The organism is Candidatus Saccharimonadales bacterium, assembly GCA_035697325.1.
Taxonomy (GTDB): Bacteria; Patescibacteriota; Saccharimonadia; order Saccharimonadales; family Saccharimonadaceae; genus JALRBM01.
Window position 1 is genome coordinate 20871 of the sequence record DASSDB010000004.1, and the last position, 19968, is coordinate 40838.

At 47.5% G+C, this 19968-nt stretch carries 36 protein-coding genes; 34 read left to right on the forward strand and 2 right to left on the reverse strand.

What is annotated here, in order from left to right; translation table 11 throughout:
• Position 1 precedes the first annotated feature (1 nt).
• From VFH06_03830 to rplO, 17 genes are read left to right on the forward strand one after another with little or no spacing between them, the layout of a single operon-like run.
• On the forward strand, positions 2-316 hold the full coding sequence (locus VFH06_03830) for a 50S ribosomal protein L23 (protein HET6747209.1): 315 nt from the start codon (positions 2-4) through the stop codon (positions 314-316).
• Positions 316-1155, forward strand: a complete 840-nt coding sequence (gene rplB, locus VFH06_03835) for a 50S ribosomal protein L2 (GenBank protein HET6747210.1) — start codon at positions 316-318, stop codon at positions 1153-1155. The genes VFH06_03830 and rplB overlap by 1 nt, the downstream gene beginning before the upstream one ends.
• Before the next feature lie 3 nt (positions 1156-1158).
• Positions 1159-1425, forward strand: coding sequence for a 30S ribosomal protein S19 (rpsS, locus tag VFH06_03840; GenBank protein HET6747211.1), 267 nt, complete (start codon positions 1159-1161; stop codon positions 1423-1425).
• Positions 1425-1823 carry a 50S ribosomal protein L22 gene (gene rplV, locus VFH06_03845; GenBank protein HET6747212.1) on the forward strand — a complete coding sequence of 133 codons (399 nt, stop codon included), beginning with the start codon at positions 1425-1427 and terminating at the stop codon, positions 1821-1823. Before rpsS ends, rplV begins: the two co-directional genes overlap by 1 nt.
• Positions 1824-2453, forward strand: a complete 630-nt coding sequence (gene rpsC, locus VFH06_03850; GenBank protein HET6747213.1) for a 30S ribosomal protein S3 — start codon at positions 1824-1826, stop codon at positions 2451-2453.
• A 5-nt stretch (positions 2454-2458) separates the two neighbouring features.
• Positions 2459-2872 carry a 50S ribosomal protein L16 gene (rplP, locus tag VFH06_03855; GenBank protein HET6747214.1) on the forward strand — a complete coding sequence of 138 codons (414 nt, stop codon included), beginning with the start codon at positions 2459-2461 and terminating at the stop codon, positions 2870-2872.
• A 1-nt stretch (position 2873) separates the two neighbouring features.
• A complete protein-coding gene (gene rpmC / locus VFH06_03860) occupies positions 2874-3095 on the forward strand; it encodes a 50S ribosomal protein L29 (GenBank protein HET6747215.1) in 222 nt (73 codons plus the stop codon).
• Position 3096: 1 nt separating this feature from the next.
• The gene (gene rpsQ, locus VFH06_03865) at positions 3097-3375 is read left to right on the forward strand and encodes a 30S ribosomal protein S17 (protein HET6747216.1); all 279 of its coding nucleotides are present in this window, start codon (positions 3097-3099) and stop codon (positions 3373-3375) included.
• The gene (rplN, locus tag VFH06_03870; protein HET6747217.1) at positions 3375-3743 is read left to right on the forward strand and encodes a 50S ribosomal protein L14; all 369 of its coding nucleotides are present in this window, start codon (positions 3375-3377) and stop codon (positions 3741-3743) included. The genes rpsQ and rplN overlap by 1 nt, the downstream gene beginning before the upstream one ends.
• Before the next feature lies 1 nt (position 3744).
• Positions 3745-4065 carry a 50S ribosomal protein L24 gene (gene rplX / locus VFH06_03875; protein HET6747218.1) on the forward strand — a complete coding sequence of 107 codons (321 nt, stop codon included), beginning with the start codon at positions 3745-3747 and terminating at the stop codon, positions 4063-4065.
• Entirely contained in the window at positions 4065-4643 is a 579-nt protein-coding gene (gene rplE / locus VFH06_03880; protein HET6747219.1) for a 50S ribosomal protein L5, read from the forward strand. The genes rplX and rplE overlap by 1 nt, the downstream gene beginning before the upstream one ends.
• On the forward strand, positions 4643-4912 hold the full coding sequence (gene rpsN, locus VFH06_03885; protein HET6747220.1) for a 30S ribosomal protein S14: 270 nt from the start codon (positions 4643-4645) through the stop codon (positions 4910-4912). The genes rplE and rpsN overlap by 1 nt, the downstream gene beginning before the upstream one ends.
• Positions 4913-4930: 18 nt before the next feature.
• Positions 4931-5332 (forward strand): 30S ribosomal protein S8, encoded by a 402-nt coding sequence (rpsH, locus tag VFH06_03890; GenBank protein HET6747221.1) that lies wholly within the window; start codon positions 4931-4933, stop codon positions 5330-5332.
• Between the two features lie 23 nt (positions 5333-5355).
• A complete protein-coding gene (gene rplF, locus VFH06_03895) occupies positions 5356-5889 on the forward strand; it encodes a 50S ribosomal protein L6 (GenBank protein HET6747222.1) in 534 nt (177 codons plus the stop codon).
• A gap of 2 nt (positions 5890-5891) precedes the next feature.
• Positions 5892-6245: a 50S ribosomal protein L18 gene (gene rplR, locus VFH06_03900; GenBank protein ID HET6747223.1), complete on the forward strand. Its 354-nt coding sequence runs from the start codon at positions 5892-5894 to the stop codon at positions 6243-6245.
• Between the two features lies 1 nt (position 6246).
• On the forward strand, positions 6247-6813 hold the full coding sequence (gene rpsE, locus VFH06_03905; GenBank protein ID HET6747224.1) for a 30S ribosomal protein S5: 567 nt from the start codon (positions 6247-6249) through the stop codon (positions 6811-6813).
• Positions 6813-7292, forward strand: coding sequence for a 50S ribosomal protein L15 (gene rplO, locus VFH06_03910; protein ID HET6747225.1), 480 nt, complete (start codon positions 6813-6815; stop codon positions 7290-7292). The genes rpsE and rplO overlap by 1 nt, the downstream gene beginning before the upstream one ends.
• Before the next feature lie 124 nt (positions 7293-7416).
• Here the strand turns inward: rplO and VFH06_03915 are convergent, their stop codons facing one another.
• Positions 7417-7818, reverse strand: a complete 402-nt coding sequence (locus VFH06_03915) for a hypothetical protein (protein HET6747226.1) — start codon at positions 7816-7818, stop codon at positions 7417-7419.
• Positions 7819-8012: 194 nt separating this feature from the next.
• Positions 8013-8279, reverse strand: a complete 267-nt coding sequence (locus tag VFH06_03920) for a hypothetical protein (GenBank protein ID HET6747227.1) — start codon at positions 8277-8279, stop codon at positions 8013-8015.
• A gap of 177 nt (positions 8280-8456) precedes the next feature.
• On the opposite strand from VFH06_03920, the gene secY reads away from it, so the two are divergent.
• The 17 genes from secY to VFH06_04005 all read left to right on the forward strand — a co-directional run bounded on the left by secY (position 8457) and on the right by VFH06_04005 (position 19962).
• Positions 8457-9869: a preprotein translocase subunit SecY gene (gene secY, locus VFH06_03925; protein ID HET6747228.1), complete on the forward strand. Its 1413-nt coding sequence runs from the start codon at positions 8457-8459 to the stop codon at positions 9867-9869.
• Positions 9870-9895: 26 nt separating this feature from the next.
• Positions 9896-10546, forward strand: coding sequence for a class F sortase (locus VFH06_03930; protein HET6747229.1), 651 nt, complete (start codon positions 9896-9898; stop codon positions 10544-10546).
• A 133-nt stretch (positions 10547-10679) separates the two neighbouring features.
• Entirely contained in the window at positions 10680-10928 is a 249-nt protein-coding gene (gene infA / locus VFH06_03935) for a translation initiation factor IF-1 (protein ID HET6747230.1), read from the forward strand.
• A 44-nt stretch (positions 10929-10972) separates the two neighbouring features.
• On the forward strand, positions 10973-11089 hold the full coding sequence (gene rpmJ / locus VFH06_03940) for a 50S ribosomal protein L36 (protein HET6747231.1): 117 nt from the start codon (positions 10973-10975) through the stop codon (positions 11087-11089).
• Between the two features lie 2 nt (positions 11090-11091).
• Positions 11092-11478, forward strand: a complete 387-nt coding sequence (gene rpsM, locus VFH06_03945; protein HET6747232.1) for a 30S ribosomal protein S13 — start codon at positions 11092-11094, stop codon at positions 11476-11478.
• A 15-nt stretch (positions 11479-11493) separates the two neighbouring features.
• Positions 11494-11883 carry a 30S ribosomal protein S11 gene (rpsK, locus tag VFH06_03950; GenBank protein ID HET6747233.1) on the forward strand — a complete coding sequence of 130 codons (390 nt, stop codon included), beginning with the start codon at positions 11494-11496 and terminating at the stop codon, positions 11881-11883.
• Between the two features lie 4 nt (positions 11884-11887).
• On the forward strand, positions 11888-12505 hold the full coding sequence (rpsD, locus tag VFH06_03955; GenBank protein ID HET6747234.1) for a 30S ribosomal protein S4: 618 nt from the start codon (positions 11888-11890) through the stop codon (positions 12503-12505).
• Between the two features lie 20 nt (positions 12506-12525).
• A complete protein-coding gene (locus tag VFH06_03960; protein ID HET6747235.1) occupies positions 12526-13449 on the forward strand; it encodes a DNA-directed RNA polymerase subunit alpha in 924 nt (307 codons plus the stop codon).
• A complete protein-coding gene (rplQ, locus tag VFH06_03965) occupies positions 13449-13844 on the forward strand; it encodes a 50S ribosomal protein L17 (GenBank protein ID HET6747236.1) in 396 nt (131 codons plus the stop codon). The genes VFH06_03960 and rplQ overlap by 1 nt, the downstream gene beginning before the upstream one ends.
• Positions 13844-14287, forward strand: coding sequence for a 50S ribosomal protein L13 (rplM, locus tag VFH06_03970; GenBank protein HET6747237.1), 444 nt, complete (start codon positions 13844-13846; stop codon positions 14285-14287). The genes rplQ and rplM overlap by 1 nt, the downstream gene beginning before the upstream one ends.
• A 1-nt stretch (position 14288) precedes the next feature.
• Positions 14289-14687: a 30S ribosomal protein S9 gene (gene rpsI / locus VFH06_03975; protein HET6747238.1), complete on the forward strand. Its 399-nt coding sequence runs from the start codon at positions 14289-14291 to the stop codon at positions 14685-14687.
• A gap of 63 nt (positions 14688-14750) precedes the next feature.
• On the forward strand, positions 14751-15716 hold the full coding sequence (locus VFH06_03980; protein HET6747239.1) for an RsmB/NOP family class I SAM-dependent RNA methyltransferase: 966 nt from the start codon (positions 14751-14753) through the stop codon (positions 15714-15716).
• On the forward strand, positions 15709-16542 hold the full coding sequence (locus tag VFH06_03985; protein HET6747240.1) for an alpha/beta fold hydrolase: 834 nt from the start codon (positions 15709-15711) through the stop codon (positions 16540-16542). The genes VFH06_03980 and VFH06_03985 overlap by 8 nt, the downstream gene beginning before the upstream one ends.
• A gap of 171 nt (positions 16543-16713) precedes the next feature.
• Complete coding sequence (locus VFH06_03990; GenBank protein ID HET6747241.1) at positions 16714-16926, forward strand: hypothetical protein; 213 nt, start codon at positions 16714-16716, stop codon at positions 16924-16926.
• 11 nt (positions 16927-16937) lie between these two features.
• A complete protein-coding gene (gene trpS, locus VFH06_03995) occupies positions 16938-17978 on the forward strand; it encodes a tryptophan--tRNA ligase (GenBank protein ID HET6747242.1) in 1041 nt (346 codons plus the stop codon).
• Complete coding sequence (locus tag VFH06_04000) at positions 17978-19144, forward strand: RluA family pseudouridine synthase (GenBank protein ID HET6747243.1); 1167 nt, start codon at positions 17978-17980, stop codon at positions 19142-19144. Before trpS ends, VFH06_04000 begins: the two co-directional genes overlap by 1 nt.
• The gene (locus tag VFH06_04005; protein HET6747244.1) at positions 19141-19962 is read left to right on the forward strand and encodes a hypothetical protein; all 822 of its coding nucleotides are present in this window, start codon (positions 19141-19143) and stop codon (positions 19960-19962) included. Before VFH06_04000 ends, VFH06_04005 begins: the two co-directional genes overlap by 4 nt.
• The last annotated feature ends 6 nt before the right edge of the window (positions 19963-19968 follow it).

Here is a 19968-nt window from a genome sequence, read left to right on the forward strand (position 1 = left end):
TATGAACCTTATTAACGTTACTCCACGCGCAACTGAAAAAGCGTATGCGCAGAGCCAAAATAATGTCTACGTATTCAACGTTCCACTAGCTGCGAACAAACAGCAAATCGTTGATGCTGTAGAGTCTCAATTTGAAGTAAAAGTAACTGGCATCAAAACATTGGTACAAAGTGGCAAAGCCGTTCGTTTCTCACGAGGCAAAAACCGCTACCCAGGCACAACCGCTCGTAAGGATTCTAAGAAGGCTTACGTCACGCTCGCCAAGGGTGACAGTATCCAGGTCTTTGAACAACCAGAAAGTGAGGAGAAGAAGTAATGCCAATCCAAGCTTACAACCCAACTACTCCTGCACGTCGTGGTATGACCAGCCAAGATTTAAGCGAAATTACGACTCGTAAGCCGCTTAAAAGTCTGATCAAAAGCAAAAAGCAAAACGCAGGACGCAACAACACTGGCCGTATTACCGTCCGTCACCGTGGTGGTGGTGTAAAGCGGCACTATCGTCTGCTTAACCACCGACTTGCACCTGGTATAAAAGCAACAATCGAAGAGATCGAGTACGATCCTAACCGTTCTGCTCGTATCGCTCGAATCAAAGATCAGCACGGTCTTTACCATTACGTTCTTGCTGACACCAGTATGGTAAAAGGCAAGAAAATCGAAAGTGGCGCGGAAGCTCCAATTGAAAGCTCAAACCGTCTTCCACTTGCAAATATCCCTGTTGGTACACAGATCTACGCTATTGAGATCAACCCAGGCAAGGGTGCTCAGATGGTACGATCTGCCGGTACAAAAGCACAGCTCATGGCAAAAGAAGGTGATTACGCCCAAGTGCGCTTACCTAGCGGCGAAGTTCGTAAATTCCGTCTTGAAGCCACGGCAGCTATTGGCGTTGTCGGTAACGTCCAGCACCAAAACATCAAAGTAGGTTCAGCTGGTCGAAAGCGCCGTAAAGGCATCCGCCCAACTGTCCGTGGCGTTGTTATGAACGCCGCAGACCACCCACACGGTGGTGGTGACGGTGGACGTCATGGTAGCGGTAAACCGCCACGCACTCCATGGGGTCAATTGACACTCGGATACCGTACCCGTCGTCGTAAGAATACGAGCAGGTTAATCGTTAAAAGTCGCCACGATGCGAAGAGGAAGAGGTAGTATATGAGCCGATCACTCAAAAAAGGTCCGTTCATTGACGCCAAGCTTGCTAAAAAAGTGGCGGGCTTGAGCGCCGATGATCGCACTATCATCAAAACGTGGGCGCGTGCAAGTACTATCGCGCCAGATATGGTAGGTCGGACGATCGCCGTTCATAACGGTCGCGTTCACGTACCCGTGCTTATCTCGGAAAACATGGTTGGTCATAAACTCGGTGAGTTTAGCCCAACTCGTAAGTTCCGCAAGCACGGTGGAAAGGATAAGAAGTAATGGCAGAAGTTAAGACTGTCCGTGCCTACATTAAGGGTGTTGATCAAGCTCCGCGCAAGGTTTCTCTTGTTGCCGGCTTGGTTCGTGGTCGTAGTGTCGCAGACGCACTTGTTATCCTTGAGCACACGCCAAAGCGCGCCGCACTCGCTCTTAAAAAGGCGATTGCAAGTGCGCAGGCAAATGCGGTAAATACGCATGGTCTCGATGGTAAAACGCTCGAAATCAAAACGTTGAGTATTACCACTGGTCCTCGTCTTCGCCGTTTTAAGCCTGCTAGCCGCGGTCGTGCGCTTCCATTCCAGAAGAAATCTAGCCACATCCTCGTAGAGGTGTCAGGCGCCGAAAAGCCTAAGAAGAAGCCAGCTGCTAAAACAGCTGCCCCTAAGGAGGAAAAATAAATGGGCCAAAAAGTAAACCCAATTAGCTTCCGCCTCCAGGTTCACAAGAACTGGGACTCTCGCTGGTTCGCTGGTAAGCGTGACTTTGCCCGTTGGCTCGCGGAAGATATTAAGATTCGTGAACTGATCGAAAAGAAGTTTGCGTCTCGTCCAACTATCAATCGTATTGAAATTGAACGTTCAGCTAACCTCACCACTATTACGATTCACACGGCAAAAGCCGGTGTGGTTATCGGTCGTGGTGGTGCTGGTGTAACTGAGCTAAAAGCTCAGATCGAAAAAATCTCCAGCCTTCCGGTACGTATTAACATTGAAGAAGTAAAGCGTCCGGAACTTGCTGCGAAGCTCGTTGCAGAAAACATCGCTCGTCAACTCGAACGCCGTATTAACTTCCGCCGTGCAACCAAAATGGCTGCTCAAAACACCATCAATGCTGGTGCGAAAGGTATCCGTATCGAGGTAGCAGGGCGATTGAACAACGCTGAAATGGCTCGCCGCGAAAAGGTGATTGAGGGCTCTGTGCCACTTCATACGCTTCGCGCAGACATCGACTTTCACACTGCTCGCGCGCAGACACCTGCCGGAATTATCGGTGTGAAGGTATGGATTTACAAGGGTGAAAGGAGCTAATCGATATGTTACTACCAAAGAAAACTAAGTATCGAAAAGTTCGTAAAGGCAAGAACGATGGTGCTGCGACTCGCGGTCACTACGTAGCCTTTGGTGATTATGGTCTCCAATCACTCGCAAACAACGATGTAACCTCACGCCAAATTGAGTCAGCTCGTCAGGCGATGACCCGCTACATCAAGCGTGGTGGTAAAATCTGGATCCGCATCTTCCCTCACATTCCTGTAACACGTAAGCCTCAGGATGTAAAAATGGGTGGTGGTAAAGGAAACCCTGAGTTCTTTGTTGCCAAGGTAAAACCTGGAACAATCCTGTTTGAAATGAAGGGTGTATCGGAGGAAGTAGCTCGTGAGGCAATGCGCCTTGCTAGTCATAAACTTCCTGTGAAAACTAAATTTGTAAAGCGAGAGGAAGCATAGTATGGCTGAGAAAAAGACAACCAAAACCGCTTCTGAAGTGAAAACTGTGGAGCAACTGAAGACCGACCTTGCTGCGAAGCAAAAGGATCTTCTTGATGCAAAGCGTTCTCACGCCGCCGGTGAACTGGTAAACCCTCGTGTTCTTACCAGCACCCGTAAAGAAATCGCTCGTCTTCACACCGCAATTCGCGCGGCTGAATTAGAGCAGAAGGAGAGTAACTAATATGGCCAAGACATTGACCGGTATCGTGACCTCAGCGTTACGCGACAAAACCATTACCGTCACTGTAACTAGTCGTGAGACTCATCCTATTTATAAGAAGCAATACACCGTTTCTCGTAAATACACCGCTCACGACGAGAACAACGAGGCAAACCTCGGCGATAAGGTAATGATCATCGAAACCCGTCCAATCTCAAAGACGAAGAGCTTTAAGCTCGACAAGGTTCTCGAGAAGTCTGTCGGATCAATCGAACTTAAAGAAGACGAGGTTGCGGCGTAATGATCCAACAAGAATCTCGTCTAAAAGTGACCGACAACTCAGGTGCAAAGGAAATCCTTTGTATCCGAGTACTCGGCGGTACAAAGCGTCGTTATGCACGCGTTGGTGACATCATTGTTGCCACCGTCAAAGACGCAAACCCAACAGGCAACGTTAAGAAGAAATCTGTTGTAAAAGCAGTTGTTGTACGTACTCGCGATCAGATCCAGCGTAAAGATGGAAGTACGATTGCATTTGACGACAATGCCGCAGTTATCATCAACGAAGATAAAACCCCTAAGGCAACTCGTGTATTTGGCCCCGTGCCACGCGAACTTCGTGACCTTGGCTACGCCAAGATCATTAGCCTAGCTCCGGAGGTACTCTAATATGGCTCAGCGTATTAAAAAAGATGACGTCGTAAAGATTATTTCTGGGAGCAAAAAAGGAACAACCGGTAAGGTTCTTGCCGTACTTCCTGGTAAAGGTGCATTGGTTGAAGGTGTTGGTACAAAACACCGCCACGTAAAACCAAGCCAGGCCAACCCGCGCGGTGGTTCAAAGGACATCCACGTACCAACTCCGCTTCATAAGCTTGCGGTTGTGGTTGACGAAAAAGCCGGCAAAACAAGTCGCGTAGGATATGTTAAGAATGCCGACGGTGCCAAGATTCGTTTGGCGCGTCAGGCTAAAAATAAGGAGATCAAGTAATGGCTAAAACAGCTAACTCGACCGCTCCTCGCTTGAAAGCTTTATACAAGGATACTCTTGTCAAAGAACTCCAAGCCGAATTGAACCTAGCAAATCCGCACCAAGTGCCAAAGCTAGAGAAAATCGTCGTAAGCGTAGGAATCGGTAAAAATAAAGACGATAAGCGTCACTACGAAGTTGTTCGCAACACGCTAACAAAAATTACCGGCCAGGCACCAGTTGACCGTATGGCTAAGAAATCTATCGCAGGTTTCAAGATCCGTGCTGGCATGAACCGTGTCGGTATCAGTGTGACGCTCCGCGATCACCGCATGTACGAATTTCTCGATCGTCTCGTTAACGTCGCATTGCCTCGTGTCCGCGACTTTCATGGTGTAAAAGCCAAGTTTGACAAAGGTGGTAACTACAACCTTGGAATCGTTGAGCAGTCTATTTTTCCAGAGCTTACCTTCGAGGAAACACAGGTACTCCACGGTCTTCAGGTAACATTTTCTATCAAAAACCATAATCCAAGCCACTCACGTGCGCTTTTGGAGAAATTTGGTATTCCATTCGAGAAGGAAGGGGGCAAGCGCTAATGGCTAAGAAATCTATGATCGCTCGCGACAAAAAGCGTCAAATGCTCATTGCGAAATTCGCAGCAAAACGTGCCGAACTAAAGGAGCTTGGTGACCTCGAAGGTCTCCAGAAGCTTCCACGCAACAGTAGTCCAGTTCGCTGGAAAAACCGTGACGCGCTTGATGGCCGACCACGTGGATACATGCGTCGTTTTGGCCTCACCCGTATCAATTTCCGCACAAAAGCGTCTAAGGGCGAAATCCCAGGTGTTACAAAGAGTAGTTGGTAAGAAGGAAAGGAATTAGATATGTCACTACAATCAACTGACCCAATCGCCGACCTTCTGACCCGTATTCGAAACGCGGCCATGGTTGGTAAGAACGAAATTCGTGTTCCTTCGAGCAAGCTCAAGAAAACAATCGCCGAGCAGCTCAAGAAGCACAACTACCTTACAGATGTAAAAGTAGAAGCTGGAAAGCCACGTGATACACTTGTTATCACTATCAATAAACCAGGCGAGAACAGCACCATTAGCGAAATTACTCGTATGAGTAAACCGGGGCGCCGTGTGTACGTTAGTGCAAACGACATTCCACGCGTGAAAAGCGGTCGTGGTATGGTGCTCGTGAGTACTTCTAAGGGAGTATTAACCGGCCAGGAAGCAGTAAAAGAACGCCTCGGTGGTGAACTCCTCCTTAAGGTGTACTAATAAAGAATTAAAAGGAAGTAGATATGAGTCGAATCGGAAAACTACCAATTGACGTACCAGCCGGTGTGACAATCACGGTCGACGAGAGTGAGATCTCAGTTAAGGGCCCTAAAGGCGAATTGACTGTTCCTCACCTCAGCGACGTGACAGTTACCCTTGAAGGTACACAAGCAATCGTTACTCGTAAGGATGACGAACGAGTGGCAAAAGCACAGCATGGCTTGCAACGAGCACTCCTTAATAACGCCGTTGTGGGTGTGACAAAAGGCTTTGAGAAAAAGCTTGAAGTAAACGGCGTTGGTTTCCGCGTGAGTGGTGGTGGCCAGGCTATCGAGATGGCCCTAGGCTTTTCTCACCCCGTTAAATACGAAGCGCCAGCTGGCATTACACTTACTGTAAACAAGATGGAAATTGTCGTTTCAGGAATTGATAAACAAGCTGTCGGACAGGTTGCGGCTGAAATTCGCGCGCTCAAGAAACCTGAGCCATACAAGGGCAAGGGAATTAAATATGCTGACGAAGTGATCCTTCGAAAAGCAGGAAAGGCTGGTAAGTAACCATGAGTAATCTTGCAAAGAAACTACTTGGTAAGAGTCTTCGTAAAAACCGTGTTCGTAGTAAGGTTAGTGGTGTTGCTACGCGTCCTCGCCTTACCGTTACTATCAGCAACAAGCACGTAAGTGCACAGCTTATCGACGACGAAAAGCAAAAAACACTAGCGGCAAGTACAACGGTCGGCACAAAGCAAGACGGATCGCTTGCTGATCAAGCGGCATGGGTTGGTGCAGACATTGCCAAGAAGGCGAAAAAGGCTAAAATCACAGCAGTTGTATTCGATCGCAACGGTCGTCAGTATGCGAAAAGGCTTGCAGCTCTTGCCGACGCTGCTCGCAAGGAAGGATTGGAGTTCTAGTATGGCTATGCAAGCTAAAAATGATACTCGCGGACGTGGTAATAACCGACGCCCGGAACAAACAGAAGAGCAGAAGCAATTCGAAGAGCTCGTTATTAACATCGACCGTGTTGCCCGTGTGGTAAAGGGTGGACGCCGTTTCCGCTTCAAAGCCCTTGTCGTTGTAGGTGACCGCAAGACTAAGGTTGGTGTCGGTGTCGCTAAGGGCGCTGATGTTCAAACCGCAATTGCAAAAGCTGCCGATGTTGCAAAAAAGAGTCTTATTACCATCCCAATTTCAGGTGATACCATTCCTCACGACGCAGAGGTAAAGGTCTCTGGTGCACAGGTGCTCATTAAACCTGCTGCTCCTGGTACCGGTATTATTGCCGGTGGTGTTGTCCGTTCGATCATTGGTGTGACTGGTGTTCGCAACCTGCTTTCTAAGTCACTTGGTTCGACCAATAAAGTTAACATCGCATATGCAACAATCGATGCACTGAAGAGCCTTGTTCCTAAGGAAGAGTGGCTTAATGCACCCAAGAAAAAAGCTGCTCCTAAAAAAGAAGCTAAAGAGGAGACGAAGTAATGAAATACAACGAACTCCAAGTAACCGCTAACAAAAGCAAGAAACGCGTTGGTCGCGGTATTGCGGCTGGTCAGGGTAAGACTGCTGGCCGTGGTACGAAAGGACAAGGCGCTCGTACTGGTAAAAAGCTGAACGCGATGTTCCAGGGTGGCTCTGGTGCGCTTGTTCGCCGTACACCTAAAGCGCGTGGATTTAAGAGTCTTCGTACGCCTGCGCAAGTTGTTTACCTCGATCACCTTAACGCTTTTAAAGGCAAGACTGCCGATAACATGAGCTTGTTTGAGGCCGGCCTTATCGCAACACCTTTCCACTCAGTTAAGATCATCGCTCGCGGTGAACTAAAAGAGAAGGTGACGCTTCGTGTCCAAGCAGCTAGCCAGAGTGTCCAAGAAGCTGTCGCAAAGGCAGGCGGAACCTTCGAAAAGGTGGCGGTTCCTGTAAAACAGAGCGCTAAAGAAGCTGAAAAAGCCGACAAATAATACACATCCGTATAACAAAATGAGCCCTCGCAATGAGGGTTCTTTTTGATTTCATCTAGGGTAAAGCCAACATTGACGGAGTTGGCGATGAGCGGCAGCAAGATGCCGTGCTCCCGGTTTTTATCTACAAATGCGAGATCCAATCAACCATTAAAGCTCTCGAAGCGGGACCGTACTCAGAAATCTCACTCGGTGATAATGGCCTAGCTTCTTGCTCGAACAGCTCGATGAGCCGTCTTCCAACCCTCCATTTCATTCGTTCTTCGACACCCGTGTTCCGTCGCCTGATGAGTCGAACGTCTGGACGAGGATCTTTATCGTCGAACCAAGCTTTGTAGACTCGAGGTGTCAATCGATTGCCCGCGGACGTTATTACGATGAAGCACTCAGGATCACTGATGGGCAAAAACGCAGTCATTGTGATCCATAAGCGCGTCGCATGACTTTGGTCGTACATGATTGTGCTTGAAGTGTAGGCAAGCAGGTCATCGTAGGAGAGTAACTCTTCTTCCTGGGGATGTGCCATGAGTAATCCTTCCTCGAGGTCAGAACATAGCAACTATACAGGATATCCGTCTATAACAAAAGGGTGACTGTAAGGGGCCACATATATTAAGGTTGGACGGGGTGTACACCACCTCTCCTCGCTGCGAAATGAACGAGGAGAGGTGGCGGCCCTAGCTGCACAATTTGGTGATGCGCTCGCAGGCCTGGACCAACTCATGTCGATGAGCCACAGCCCGAACGATTTTCGTGAGGCCGAAAAACAGCATGTCGGCTGGAGCTGTGTAGTCGTGCGCGCGGAGCTGGGGCGGTGACACGACTGACATCAATACTGGTGCCAGTGCTGGCGCAGTATCTCGCGATACGTTCACTCACGCTTTGCCGCTTTTCTTCCGCAGCGAGCGGCATCACGTTGAAAACGCCAAGGATGACGATTTCTCCGTCTGCATGGTGAGTCGCTGACTCGATGACGATACCTATCACACGATCACTCCATAGTCGCTCATGAATGGGTCTATGTATATAATAACCATCTTATTAACAGTATGTCTATTATGTGAAAAATGAAGGCTAAGCAACCACTTATTCTTGATAGGAAATTATGCTACAATAGAGGAAATTGCTTTAGACTAATACTATTTTCTGAGGGGTAAGAGAGTCATGAACTGGAAAACCATTTTCCGATCATTCAAAAATAAAGACATGCAAAAACGCCTGATCATCGTTATCGGGCTTATCATTGCATACAGGCTTTTGGCCCATATCCCAGTCCCATTGGCTGAGCCGACTCAGTTGAAGGAAGTAATTAATAATGTTGTAAGCGGGAGTGACTTCGGCGGATTCTTGAACCTTCTTTCGGGTGGAGCACTGGCTCAATTCTCGATTGTTCTGGTAGGAATGAGTCCATTCATTACAGCGTCGATCATCACGCAGTTACTCACGAAAGCCATTCCGCGACTTGAGGAACTTCACAAGGATGGTGAATCTGGACGACGTAAGATCAACCAATGGACGCGTCTTCTCTCCGTGCCGCTTGCGATTATTCAATCTATCGCCTTTATCTATATTTTGAGACAAACGGTACTTGCAGGTAATACCACCGGGCTCGCAGATCCTACCCCTATAGAATGGATCGTTGCCGTAACAGCCATGACCGCAGGTTCTATCCTTCTTATGTGGCTTGGCGAGCTGATTACAGAACAAGGTATCGGAAACGGTATTAGCCTTCTTATTTTTGCCGGTATCATCAGCCAGCTTCCACAGACACTCGGAACAATTGGCACATCTCTTTTCGATACATCAAAAGACGGCGCGCTTAGTGTCTTTGGCTGGTTCTCAATTCCTGTTAATCCAATTGCGTTCTGGGTGGTGCTTGGGGTGGCCCTGGCATCACTTGTTGTTTTGTACATTCTTGTCAAAATCAACGAAGCACAGCGAGTCATTACGATTAATTATGCCAAGCGTGTCCAGGGCAATAGTACCTATGGCGGCGTAAAAAGTATTTTGCCGGTAAAACTTATCGCTGCCGGTGTGATCCCGGTGATCTTCGCTGTCGCGTTCTTGGCGTTACCCGCATTTATCGGACAGGTCCTTAAGGCATCTGGCAATCCGGCGCTCCTGACATTGGCGACGAACTTGATTACGTGGTTCCAAGCGCCACAGCCCGGGGCATTTACGGGCGATACGCTCGCATCGCTTATTTATCCGGCCTCGTACTTCGTATTAGTCATTCTCTTCACGTATTTTTACACAGGTATTGTATTCAATTCGAATGAAATTGCCGAAAATTTACAGAAGCAAGGGGGCTTTATCGATGGTGTCCGTCCGGGGCTTCAAACCGAAAAATATCTTTCGCGCACGGTAAACCGTCTCATCTTGTTCGGCTCGATCGCACTAGGCATTATTGCCATTCTGCCATTTGTCGCAGAGTATATCTTTGCGCTACTCGCGCTCAACGCAGCCAACCTCGCTATCGGTGGTACAGGCCTTCTCATCGTTGTGTCGGTAGGGCTAGAGAGCCTTCGCCAGATCAATTCCCGCGCTCTTATGGTAACGTACGACGATTACAACTAATCTTTTCACATTGCTATACTTAAAGTATGATTAGCTACGCAAAATGGCGCCGACCTTTCTTTTGGGTGATCGTTCTGCTCATTATCGGTGTCATTGGCCTTTGGGTGTATAAAGATTTTTTTATGCCGTCTACTCCCCAAAGCAGTGATATGCCTCGGACTATCAGTACGGATTCGGCGCGCAATGGTACTCCTCCAAATGATAACGAGGTTCATTCATATACCGTTCCGGCCGAGCATCCACGACGCATGACAATAACAAGTGTCGGTATCAATACTCTTGTAAAACCTGTCGGTATAACGGCAGGAGGAGCCTTGGACGCGCCTAAGACGGCGTGGGACGTGGGATGGTATAAAGATAGTGGACTCCCTGGACGATCTGGAGCTATGTTGATCGATGGTCATGTTAATGATTCCTACAATACCCCGGGAGTTTTCGCCGACCTGAAAAAAACGAAGCCTGGTGACAAAATAACAGTCGAACGAGGAGATGGAGCGATAGTTTTATATAGTATCGTCACCGTTGAGCAGATACCCTTGGCTCAGGTGGACATGAAGCGGCTTCTAAAGCCGATACAGGGGTCTGAAGGGTTGAATCTCATTACTTGCGGCGGCTCGTATGATAAGAAAGCGGCAACATATAGCGATCGCATCCTGGTATTTGCCAAACGCGCATAGTATCACTTGACGTGCAGAGGCAATACGATACAATAGGAGTATACAAATTTACTTAGCTACGACTTCACGTAGCGTCTTATGAAAAACGCTTGCTCCTGATACTTTTTTGGTGTATAATCTACTACTGTAGTTTATGGCTGATCAAAAAGGAGTTATTCGAGTAAAAGGGAAGGTAGTGGAAGCACTGCCTAATACTCAATTCCGGATAGAACTTGAGAACGGTCATAAGATCACCGGCCACATTAGCGGTAAAATGCGAAGGCATTATATTCGACTAGTGCCGGAGGATAAAGTGGAAGTCGAGATGAGCCCTTATGATCTTACCAAGGGCAGAATCGTCTACCGCTTCGATGAACGACAGGCTCGCCCACAAGCGGCCTAACATATTAACGTTTAACGGGTTACCGAGGAGTTTCTATATCGCTCATGAAAGTTCGTGCGAGTGTAAAGAAAATCAGTCCCGATGACATTTTGGTGCGCCGTAAAGGCCGCCTTCGTGTTATCAACAAGAAAAAACCTAAGAATAAGCAAAGGCAGGGTTAAGCATGGCTCGAATTGCTGGGGTAGTTATCCCATCAGAAAAGCAAGTCGTGATCGCATTGACGTATATCTACGGCATCGGTCCGCACTTCGCTTCGACCATCCTTGCGGCGGCTAAAGTAGAGCCGACCACTCGGGTGAAAGATCTCACCGAGGCTGAAGAACAGCGTATTCGTGAAATAATCGATAAAGATTATACGACCGAAGGCGACCTACAGCGCTTGGTAACAAATAACATTAAGCGCCTCAAGGACGTCAACGCGTACCGAGGTCTTCGCCACAAGGCAAAACTTCCAGTACGCGGTCAACGAACCCGTACGAACGCACGAACTCGTAAGGGTAAGTCAGTAGCAGTAGGCGGAACACAAAAGAAGGCCGCGTCTAAGACGTAGAAAGGATATTGAGATATGGCAGACGCTAAATCAACTCGAAAAAAGCAACGCCGATCAGTTCCTTCTGGTCAGCTGCACATCCAGGCAACGTTTAATAATACGATTATTACGTTCTCTGACAAAAAAGGTAATGTACTCGCCTCAAGTAGTGCCGGTGCATCAGGATTCCGCGGAAGCAAAAAAGGAACAGCATATGCTGCTCAGGTTGCCGCAGAAAAAGCTGCTGAAGCTGTGAAATCTCTTCATGGTATGAGCAGTGTCGATGTATTTGTAAAAGGCGTTGGTCTTGGTCGCGACGCAGCGATCCGAGCACTCGACAACTTCGATATCAATGTTGAAAGCATCAAGGACGTAACAGGTGTGCCACACGGTGGTGTTCGTCCTCGTAAGGCACGGAGGGCGTAATTAGATGGCACGAGATACTTCACCAATCGTGAAGCAGAGTCGCCGCGAAGGCTACGCGCTTCACCCTAAAGCACATAAAATTCTAGCAAAAAAATCTGGTATTCCAGGTCAACACAGTGGCGGTCGTCAAAGCAAGCCAAGCTTGTACGCGACTCAGCTCCGTGAAAAACAAAAAGTTCGCCGCATCTACGGTCTGCTCGAAAAGCAATTCGCTCGCCTTATGAACGAAGCGTCACGCAAGCAAGGCCTTAGCGGTGAGAACTTGCTTCAGCTGTTAGAGCTTCGTATGGATAACGCGGTATATCGCGCTGGATTCGCTACGAGTCGTCGCGCAGCTCGCCAACTGGTGAGCCACGGACACTTTATGCTCAATGGTCGACGCGTTGACATTCCTTCCATTCGTCTCAAACCTGGTGACGAAATTACCGTACGCGAAAAAAGCATGAAATCTGGCTACTTCTCTCAAATTGATGACGTGGTAAAAAACTCAATCCAAGGTCCACTTAGCTGGCTAAAAAGCGATGCCAAGAAGGTTAAGATTGAAATTACCGGGTTACCAAAACGCGAAGAAGCCGAGGCAGACATTAACGAACAGCTCATTGTTGAGTACTACTCACGTTAAATAGGGTAAGGAGATAAGAAATGTCAAAAGTAATTCACAACCCTGCACTAGCCGCAGTAAACGAAATGGGTGCAAACGAAGCCGAATTCGTCATCGAGCCACTCTTCGCTAACTATGGCTATACCCTTGGTAACAGCCTTCGCCGCGTACTTCTTTCAAGTATCCGCGGTGGCGCGATGGTAGCATTCCGAATTGAAGGTGTCAGTCACGAATTCACAACTGTTGAAGGTGTTAAAGAAGATGTTGTTGACATCATGCTTAACATCAAAAATATCCGACTCAAGGTTCATAGCGACGAGCCGGTTGAGCTTCGTCTTGAGAAAAAAGGCGCTGGTGTTATTACCGCTGCCGATATCAAGACGACGGCTGATGTAGAGGTGGTCAACCCTGAGCAAGTCATTGCAACAATTGACGACCCAAAAAAGTCAATTATTATCGATTTCGTCGCAGAAGCCGGACGGGGTTACCGTTCAATTGAAGAGTCAAGCGAAGCTCGTATTCACAGCGATATGATTGCGCTTGATGCAATGTTTAGCCCAGTGCTTCGCGTACGCTATAAAGTTGATGGTACACGTGTCGGACAAGATACAAACCTTGATAAGCTTCGCCTTATTGTTGAGACTGATGGAACAATTACTCCTCAGGACGCATTCGAAGAGGCTGCTGCTATCTTGGTAAACCAATATACTGCACTTGCCGGTAGCACTACAGTTGCCGCAGCACCTGCGCCAGGCCAGGCATCAGTAAACGATGACGACGAGCTCAACACTCCGATTGAAGAACTTGATCTGACCGCTCGTACGGCAAACGCACTGATCAACAACGAAATCCGTACTGTTCGCGACCTTGTAACACTTAGCGAACAAGATCTCCGCGAGCTAAAAGGCTTTGGATCAAAGGCACTGGATGAAGTTAAAGATAAACTAGCGGAGCTTGAACTCTAATGCATCGACACGGATACAAAGGGCGCAAGTTTGGTCGCGAACGCGATCAGCGCCGCGCACTGCTTAAAGGCTTAGCGACCAGCCTTGTCGAACACGGCAAGATTGAAACAACGCTTCCAAAAGCCAAAGAGCTCGTGCGTTACATTGAAAAGTTAATTACAAAGGCCAAGAAGGGCGATCTTGCGAACCGCCGAATGGTGATCGCGGGTCTGAGTACTCAAGCAGCAGCATTCAAGCTGGTTGATGAGATCGCACCTCAGCTTACCGGCCGTACCAGCGGACATGTTCGTGTTGAGCGAACCCGCCTCCGTGTCGGTGACGGTGCACAAATGGCCACAATTGCCTTTGTCGACGAGCTGAAACCAGCTCTTAAAAAGGAAGAGGTGAAGGCGTAATGGCAACTAACGTAAAAACCTACTCACAAAAACCAAGCGAAGTAACTCGTCGTTGGATTCTTATCGACGCGAGTGAAGCTCCACTTGGTCGCGTTGCAACACAAATTGCAACCTACCTAATTGGAAAATACAAGCCAAGTTACACACCACATATCGATGGTGGCGACTATGTCGTCGTCATCAATGCCGAGATGGCAGTTTTGACCGGTGATAAAGAGACAGGCAAAGTATATTACCGCCACAGCGGTTTCCCCGGTGGAATCAAAGAAGCAACCGCTAAAGAGGTGCGCGAGAAGCAACCGGAGCTTCTTATCGAGAACGCCGTAAAAGGTATGCTCCCTAAGAACAAGCTTTCTCCTGAGCGTCTGAAGCGACTTAAAATCTTCACAGGAAGTGAGCATGCACATACCGCTCAAACTCCTGAGAAAGTTGAGGTAAAGTAATATGGCTGAAGGTAAATACTTTTACGGCCTTGGACGACGCAAGAGCGCTACAGCCCGTGCACGTCTATACAGTGGCAAGGGCGTTGTAACGATTAACGACAAGCCAGCAGCCGAGTACCTTTCGGACAACAAGACATTGCTTGCCGAAGTTACTGACCCACTTGCGCTTGTAAACAAGCAAAAAGAGTTCGACGTAACCATTCGTGTTAACGGTGGCGGTCTTGCGGGGCAAGTTGATGCAATTAAACTTGCTATCGCAAAGGCACTTACTACGGCACACGGTGATCTTCGAAGTACGCTGAAGAAGGCTGAGTTCCTTCGCCGTGATCCACGCGAGAAAGAGCGTAAGAAATACGGTCTTCGCAGTGCTCGTAAGCGCGAACAATACTCAAAGCGTTAAAGATACTTTTCTTTACAGAGGTCCGTCCTTTTCGGGGCGGATTTTTGTATACTATATATAGTCATGACAAAAAAATCGAGCCCCGAGGCAAAACGTGAAAAAAAGCTATCTCAACTGTTAGAGCGGTCTTCGCTAGTAATGAATTCGTCTCTGGAAAAGACGCGTGAGCAGCTTGGAAGTACGCTCATTCAGTCGGTGCGGATCAACCCGCTTGTTGATGACCCCGAGATGACACTCCGCTCGATGTATCAGCTTGGCTGGCGCGGACAAAAGGTCTCCTGGTGTAACTATGGATATTCTATCGATGAAGGGTTTGAGCAATTGCGAGATAGTAGTTTGGTGGCAAATGGGGCTATTTATATTCAAAATGAGTCGAGTTGGCTTCCTGTCGTGCTTCTAGATGCTTTAGCTGGCAACAGCGTGCTTGATATTTGTGCGGCTCCCGGCGGCAAAACAAGCCATATCGCTGCGACTATGCACAACTCCGGCAGACTTGTAGCTAACGATAACTCCCGCCCAAGGCTTGCAAAACTTGCAGCCAACCTCAAACGCCTTGGAGTAGAGGCTGAGTTGACACTGTACGACGCGACTCGGCTATCGCACAATTTTAATGAACCATTTGATAAAATACTTCTCGATGCTCCGTGTAGCGGCGAGGGACTCATTGACATACGAAAAAGAAAAACACTTGATACATGGTCGATCGCTCATATCAGACGGTTATCACAGCTCCAAAAGAAGTTAATTTTTCAAGGGTGGAAGTTGTTGAAGCCTGGCGGCAGATTGGTTTATAGCACATGCACGATGGCGCCCGAAGAAGATGAAGGTGTTGTAAACTGGCTCTTGAAACGACAACCAGATGCTCATGTTATCGAGCCTATATTTCGCACAGCAAGAAGTATGTCAGGAATCCCAGCATGGAACGGAACAACGTATGCTAAATCCCTAGAACGAGCCATCCGTATCTTTCCCGGCGAGGGGAGGGAAGCGTTCTTTGTATGTGTATTAGAAAAGAGTCGCGATGTTTGACGTCTTTACCCACCGATGGCTCCGTATACCGTATACACTTCATGCCCATGTCGACCAAAAACCGAAAAAACCAATTGCCACAGTTTTACTTATTCATGGCATTGGTAATTCTGGTGCAGCCTGGGATAGTGTCGTGGCTAAACTGCCAGACTCTATTCATGTCATCTCCATCGATTTGCTTGGTTTTGGAAATTCTCCTCGGCCGGCTTGGGCTATATACAATGCCAAAACCCAGGCACGTTCCGTATTAACGACTCTATTGAAGCTCAAAGCCCGTCACCCTATTATTATCGTGGGTCACTCGCTTGGTGCTCTCGTTGCAGTTGAGTTTGCCAAACGATATCCATTATTGGTGCGTTCTTTAATATTGGTAAGCCCGCCGTTTTATCAGTCCGTTACAAATTCATCAAAACAGCTTCCAAATGCAGATCGTATGCGCCGAGAAATATACAGGCTAATTAAAAAGCGGCCCGACCAGCTTATTCAAATTGCCAATCTCGCGCTCAAGCTCGGTCTCCTTAATAAAACATTCAATCTTACAAAAGACAACGCCTCTATTTATCTAAATGCACTTGAAGCTAGTATACTCAATCAGACCTCTCTTCACGATGCTGAGCATCTTAAGCTACCTATCCGTATACTCTATGGAATGCTCGATCCGGTTATTGCTTCACGGAATCTTGCGTATCTTGCACAAAAAAACAAATATGTACGAACAACTGCCGTCCTGGCTTCTCATGAGGTACTTGGAACATTTGCCAGTAAAGTGGCCGATGCTATTAAGGCCAGTGTGACCGACGAAGTTGCTGGGAATACTCGGCTATGATATAAAAGAAAAGGAATGGATCGGCAAAGCTATCAAATCGTTGCATATTGGTTTACCGTCACTCGTACTGGCGGCTTGTTCCGTGTTTTGAAATAACACATTCACCATTTGAAAATATCGAAGAAGCCGCCAGTATCCAGGCGGTTCTTTAATTATAAGAAAGGAGTTACTATGGAATATCAACTAAATACAGAAAAGCTAGAGGACATCATCGATCCGGAGATACCTTCACTTCCCGAAGAACGTAGGCGATTACTCGATAGATGCATGGCAGTTATTGCTGCCGGTGGCAGAGTAGAAGGTGTCGACCCTCGGCATGTTAGTGCAGAAGGAATGCATATGATAAAAGGTGCTATGGGACGACGAGCCCAATCTGGGTTATAATAAAGACAATTATGGCAAAAGCGACTATCTTAACGGGCCTTCGAGCTAACAATGACCTTACGATCGGCAATTATTTTGGCGCCATGCTTCCTATGATCGATATGGCCAAGCAAAAGTCAAATGACTATCAAATTAATATGTTCATTCCCGATCTCCATAGCTTTACTACACCGATCAATCACGGTGAACTCTACGATCAAATCATTCATAATGCGCGGTTGTTTGCGGCAGCCGGCCTCCCTCTGGATAACGATAATATCCATTTGTATCGCCAAAGCTATATCCCGGCTCATAGTGAACTGACGTGGATCCTTGATTGTTTTACCGGTTTTGGCGAAATGAGCCGCATGACCCAATTCAAGGACAAATCTGCTAGTATCGGCGATGACCGCGTAAGTCTAGGATTATTCAATTATCCGGTTTTAATGGCTGCCGATATCCTACTCTACGATGCAGAATATGTACCGGTGGGAGACGATCAAACGCAGCACCTGGAGTTTGCACGGGATATCGCTGAGCGGATGAATGGCCGTTTTGGGGATATTTTTACCGTACCAAAATCAGTCAAAGCACAGCATGAGTTTTTTGGAAAAGACCAAGGCCTTCGCATTAAAGACCTTCAAGACCCAACCAAAAAAATGAGCAAAAGCGACAATACGGGGAAGGGTGTGATTTTCCTTGGCGACGATCCCGCATTAGCGGCCAAAAAGGTAATGGGAGCTACCACCGATGATCGAGCCGACATACAGTTTGATCGCACTAACCAACCAGGTATTACAAACTTGCTTGAAATCCTAGCTTTACTTCGCGCGGCACCAGCTGAACAAATTGTAGAGGAATTTAAAGGTCAATCACGCTACGGAGATTTTAAAAAGATAGTCGCGAGTGAGATCGAGACCTTTCTTCGCAGCTTTCAGCAAAATTTGGCGGCAACGAACGATTATCTTATTCACGCCAAACTAGAAGCTTCTGAAAAAGCAATGTCTGAGATTGCCAACGCAACGCTTCTTCGAGCGCAGCAAGCTGTCGGATTGAGGGCAAAGGAATCGTAATGAAGTTAGCCACGAACGATACGATCGCGATTCTTCAAAAGTTCAATGTAGCAGATACCGACGCTCGTTCGCGTGAGATTGACCAACTGAAAGTAAGCCATCCCACCGATCACACAACGTTAGCGAGCTTTCGCTTTCATAAGCAGCTCTACTATTTGCTTGTCGACATTACCGCCGAGGATGATACGAACTATCTGAAGACCTACATAGACGAGATAGCTCCTGGTAATAATGGTGAATTCATGACAAACCCTAACGAAGAGTCACTGGCCTCGTTTGCCGTACCGTTTAAAGGCAAGGAAGCTTACTTGTTTAAGGTTGCCGCGACAAAAAAGCGGCTCGATGTTTACCTGAGCGAGCTTTATCCCGAAACATCACGAAGCACGTGGCAAAAGTACATCAAGGCAGGATATGTTAGCGTTGACGAAGAGGGCGTCACTTCTTCCAAGCAGGATGTAAGCGGCGCAAATAATGTAGCCGTAGCTATTCCGGATGCAACGGATTATTCAAACCAAGACTTACCCATCGTCTATATTGACGACGACATTATCGTTATTAATAAGCCAGTTGGTGTGCTGACTCATGCAAAAGGTGCCTTAAGCGATGAGTTCACCGTAGCAGATTTTTTTAAGCGGTATACAACCTACGGCCTGGAGACAAATCGCCCGGGTATCGTCCATCGTCTTGATCGCGATACAAGCGGTATTATGGTGGGAGCACGGACACCCGAAGTAGCAACATTACTTCAAAAACAATTTGCCGATCGTAAAGTTAAAAAAACGTATCTTGCGATTCTCGAAGGGATATTAAAAGAAAAAGAAGCCACAATCGATCTTCCTATTGGTAGGAATCCTTCGCTTCCAAGTACGTTTCGTGTTGATCCAAAAGGCAAATCAGCTATTACCCGTTACCGAGTCTTGAATGAATCAAACGGCAAGACGCTCATACAACTAATGCCGCAGACGGGTCGAACTCACCAGCTTCGTGTGCATATGAACTATCTCCATGCGCCAATACTAGGCGACAGAGTGTACGGAAAGCAAAGCAATCGCCGCCTCTATCTTCACGCCCATCAGCTCGAACTCACCATGCCTTCGGGGGAGAGAAAAGTATTTTTGGCCCCTACACCCTCGTCGTTTAAGCAACTCTTTCCGGATGTGTCATGAGTCAGCTCATCATCCATCCAGCGACAATGCTACAGCTTCGAGCATTCGAAAAGAACATGCCCCAGTCAATAATCTTAAGTGGTACGAGCGGCATTGGGCTTCTGGCACTTGCCAAGCACATGGGAGGAAGTCAAGCGCTACTTATTCGTCCGTTAAATGCAAAAGGCGAGGAAGACACCGCGGGTACGATAAGTATTGAAGTGATCCGACGGCTCTACGATCAATCACGCACGAAAACGTTGTCGAAGCGCTTTATTATCATTGACGACGCGGATAGGATGAGCCATGGCGCCCAAGGCGCGTTCCTTAAGTTGCTAGAAGAACCCCCCGCGATGACCCATTTTATCCTTACTTCTCATGCGGTAGGTAATCTCCTTCCAACCATCCGTTCTAGAGTACAGCATGTTGTCATACAACCTATTACAGACGAGCAGACGAGTGAATTCATAGACGGTATCGGCATTAATAATGAGACGAAAAAAAATCAATTGCAATTTCTCGCATCGGGGTTACCTGCCGAGCTAAGCCGGCTTGCTAGGAATACCGAATATTTTGCGTCTCGAGCCCGTATTATTACAGATGCACGGCAGCTTATTGCCGGAACAGGGTATCAGAAACTACGAATAATCCATACATATAAACAAAATAGAGATGATACTCTTACTCTTATCGATAGCGCTATCGCAATCATTCGGCATTCGCTAAAAAACAAGCCACAGATTGGGGCAATCAAGCAGCTGGATAGCCTCCTGGATGCTCGCGAACGAATAACGCGCAATCAAAGTACCGTGCTACAGCTTACCAAAGCTGTGCTATAATAGACG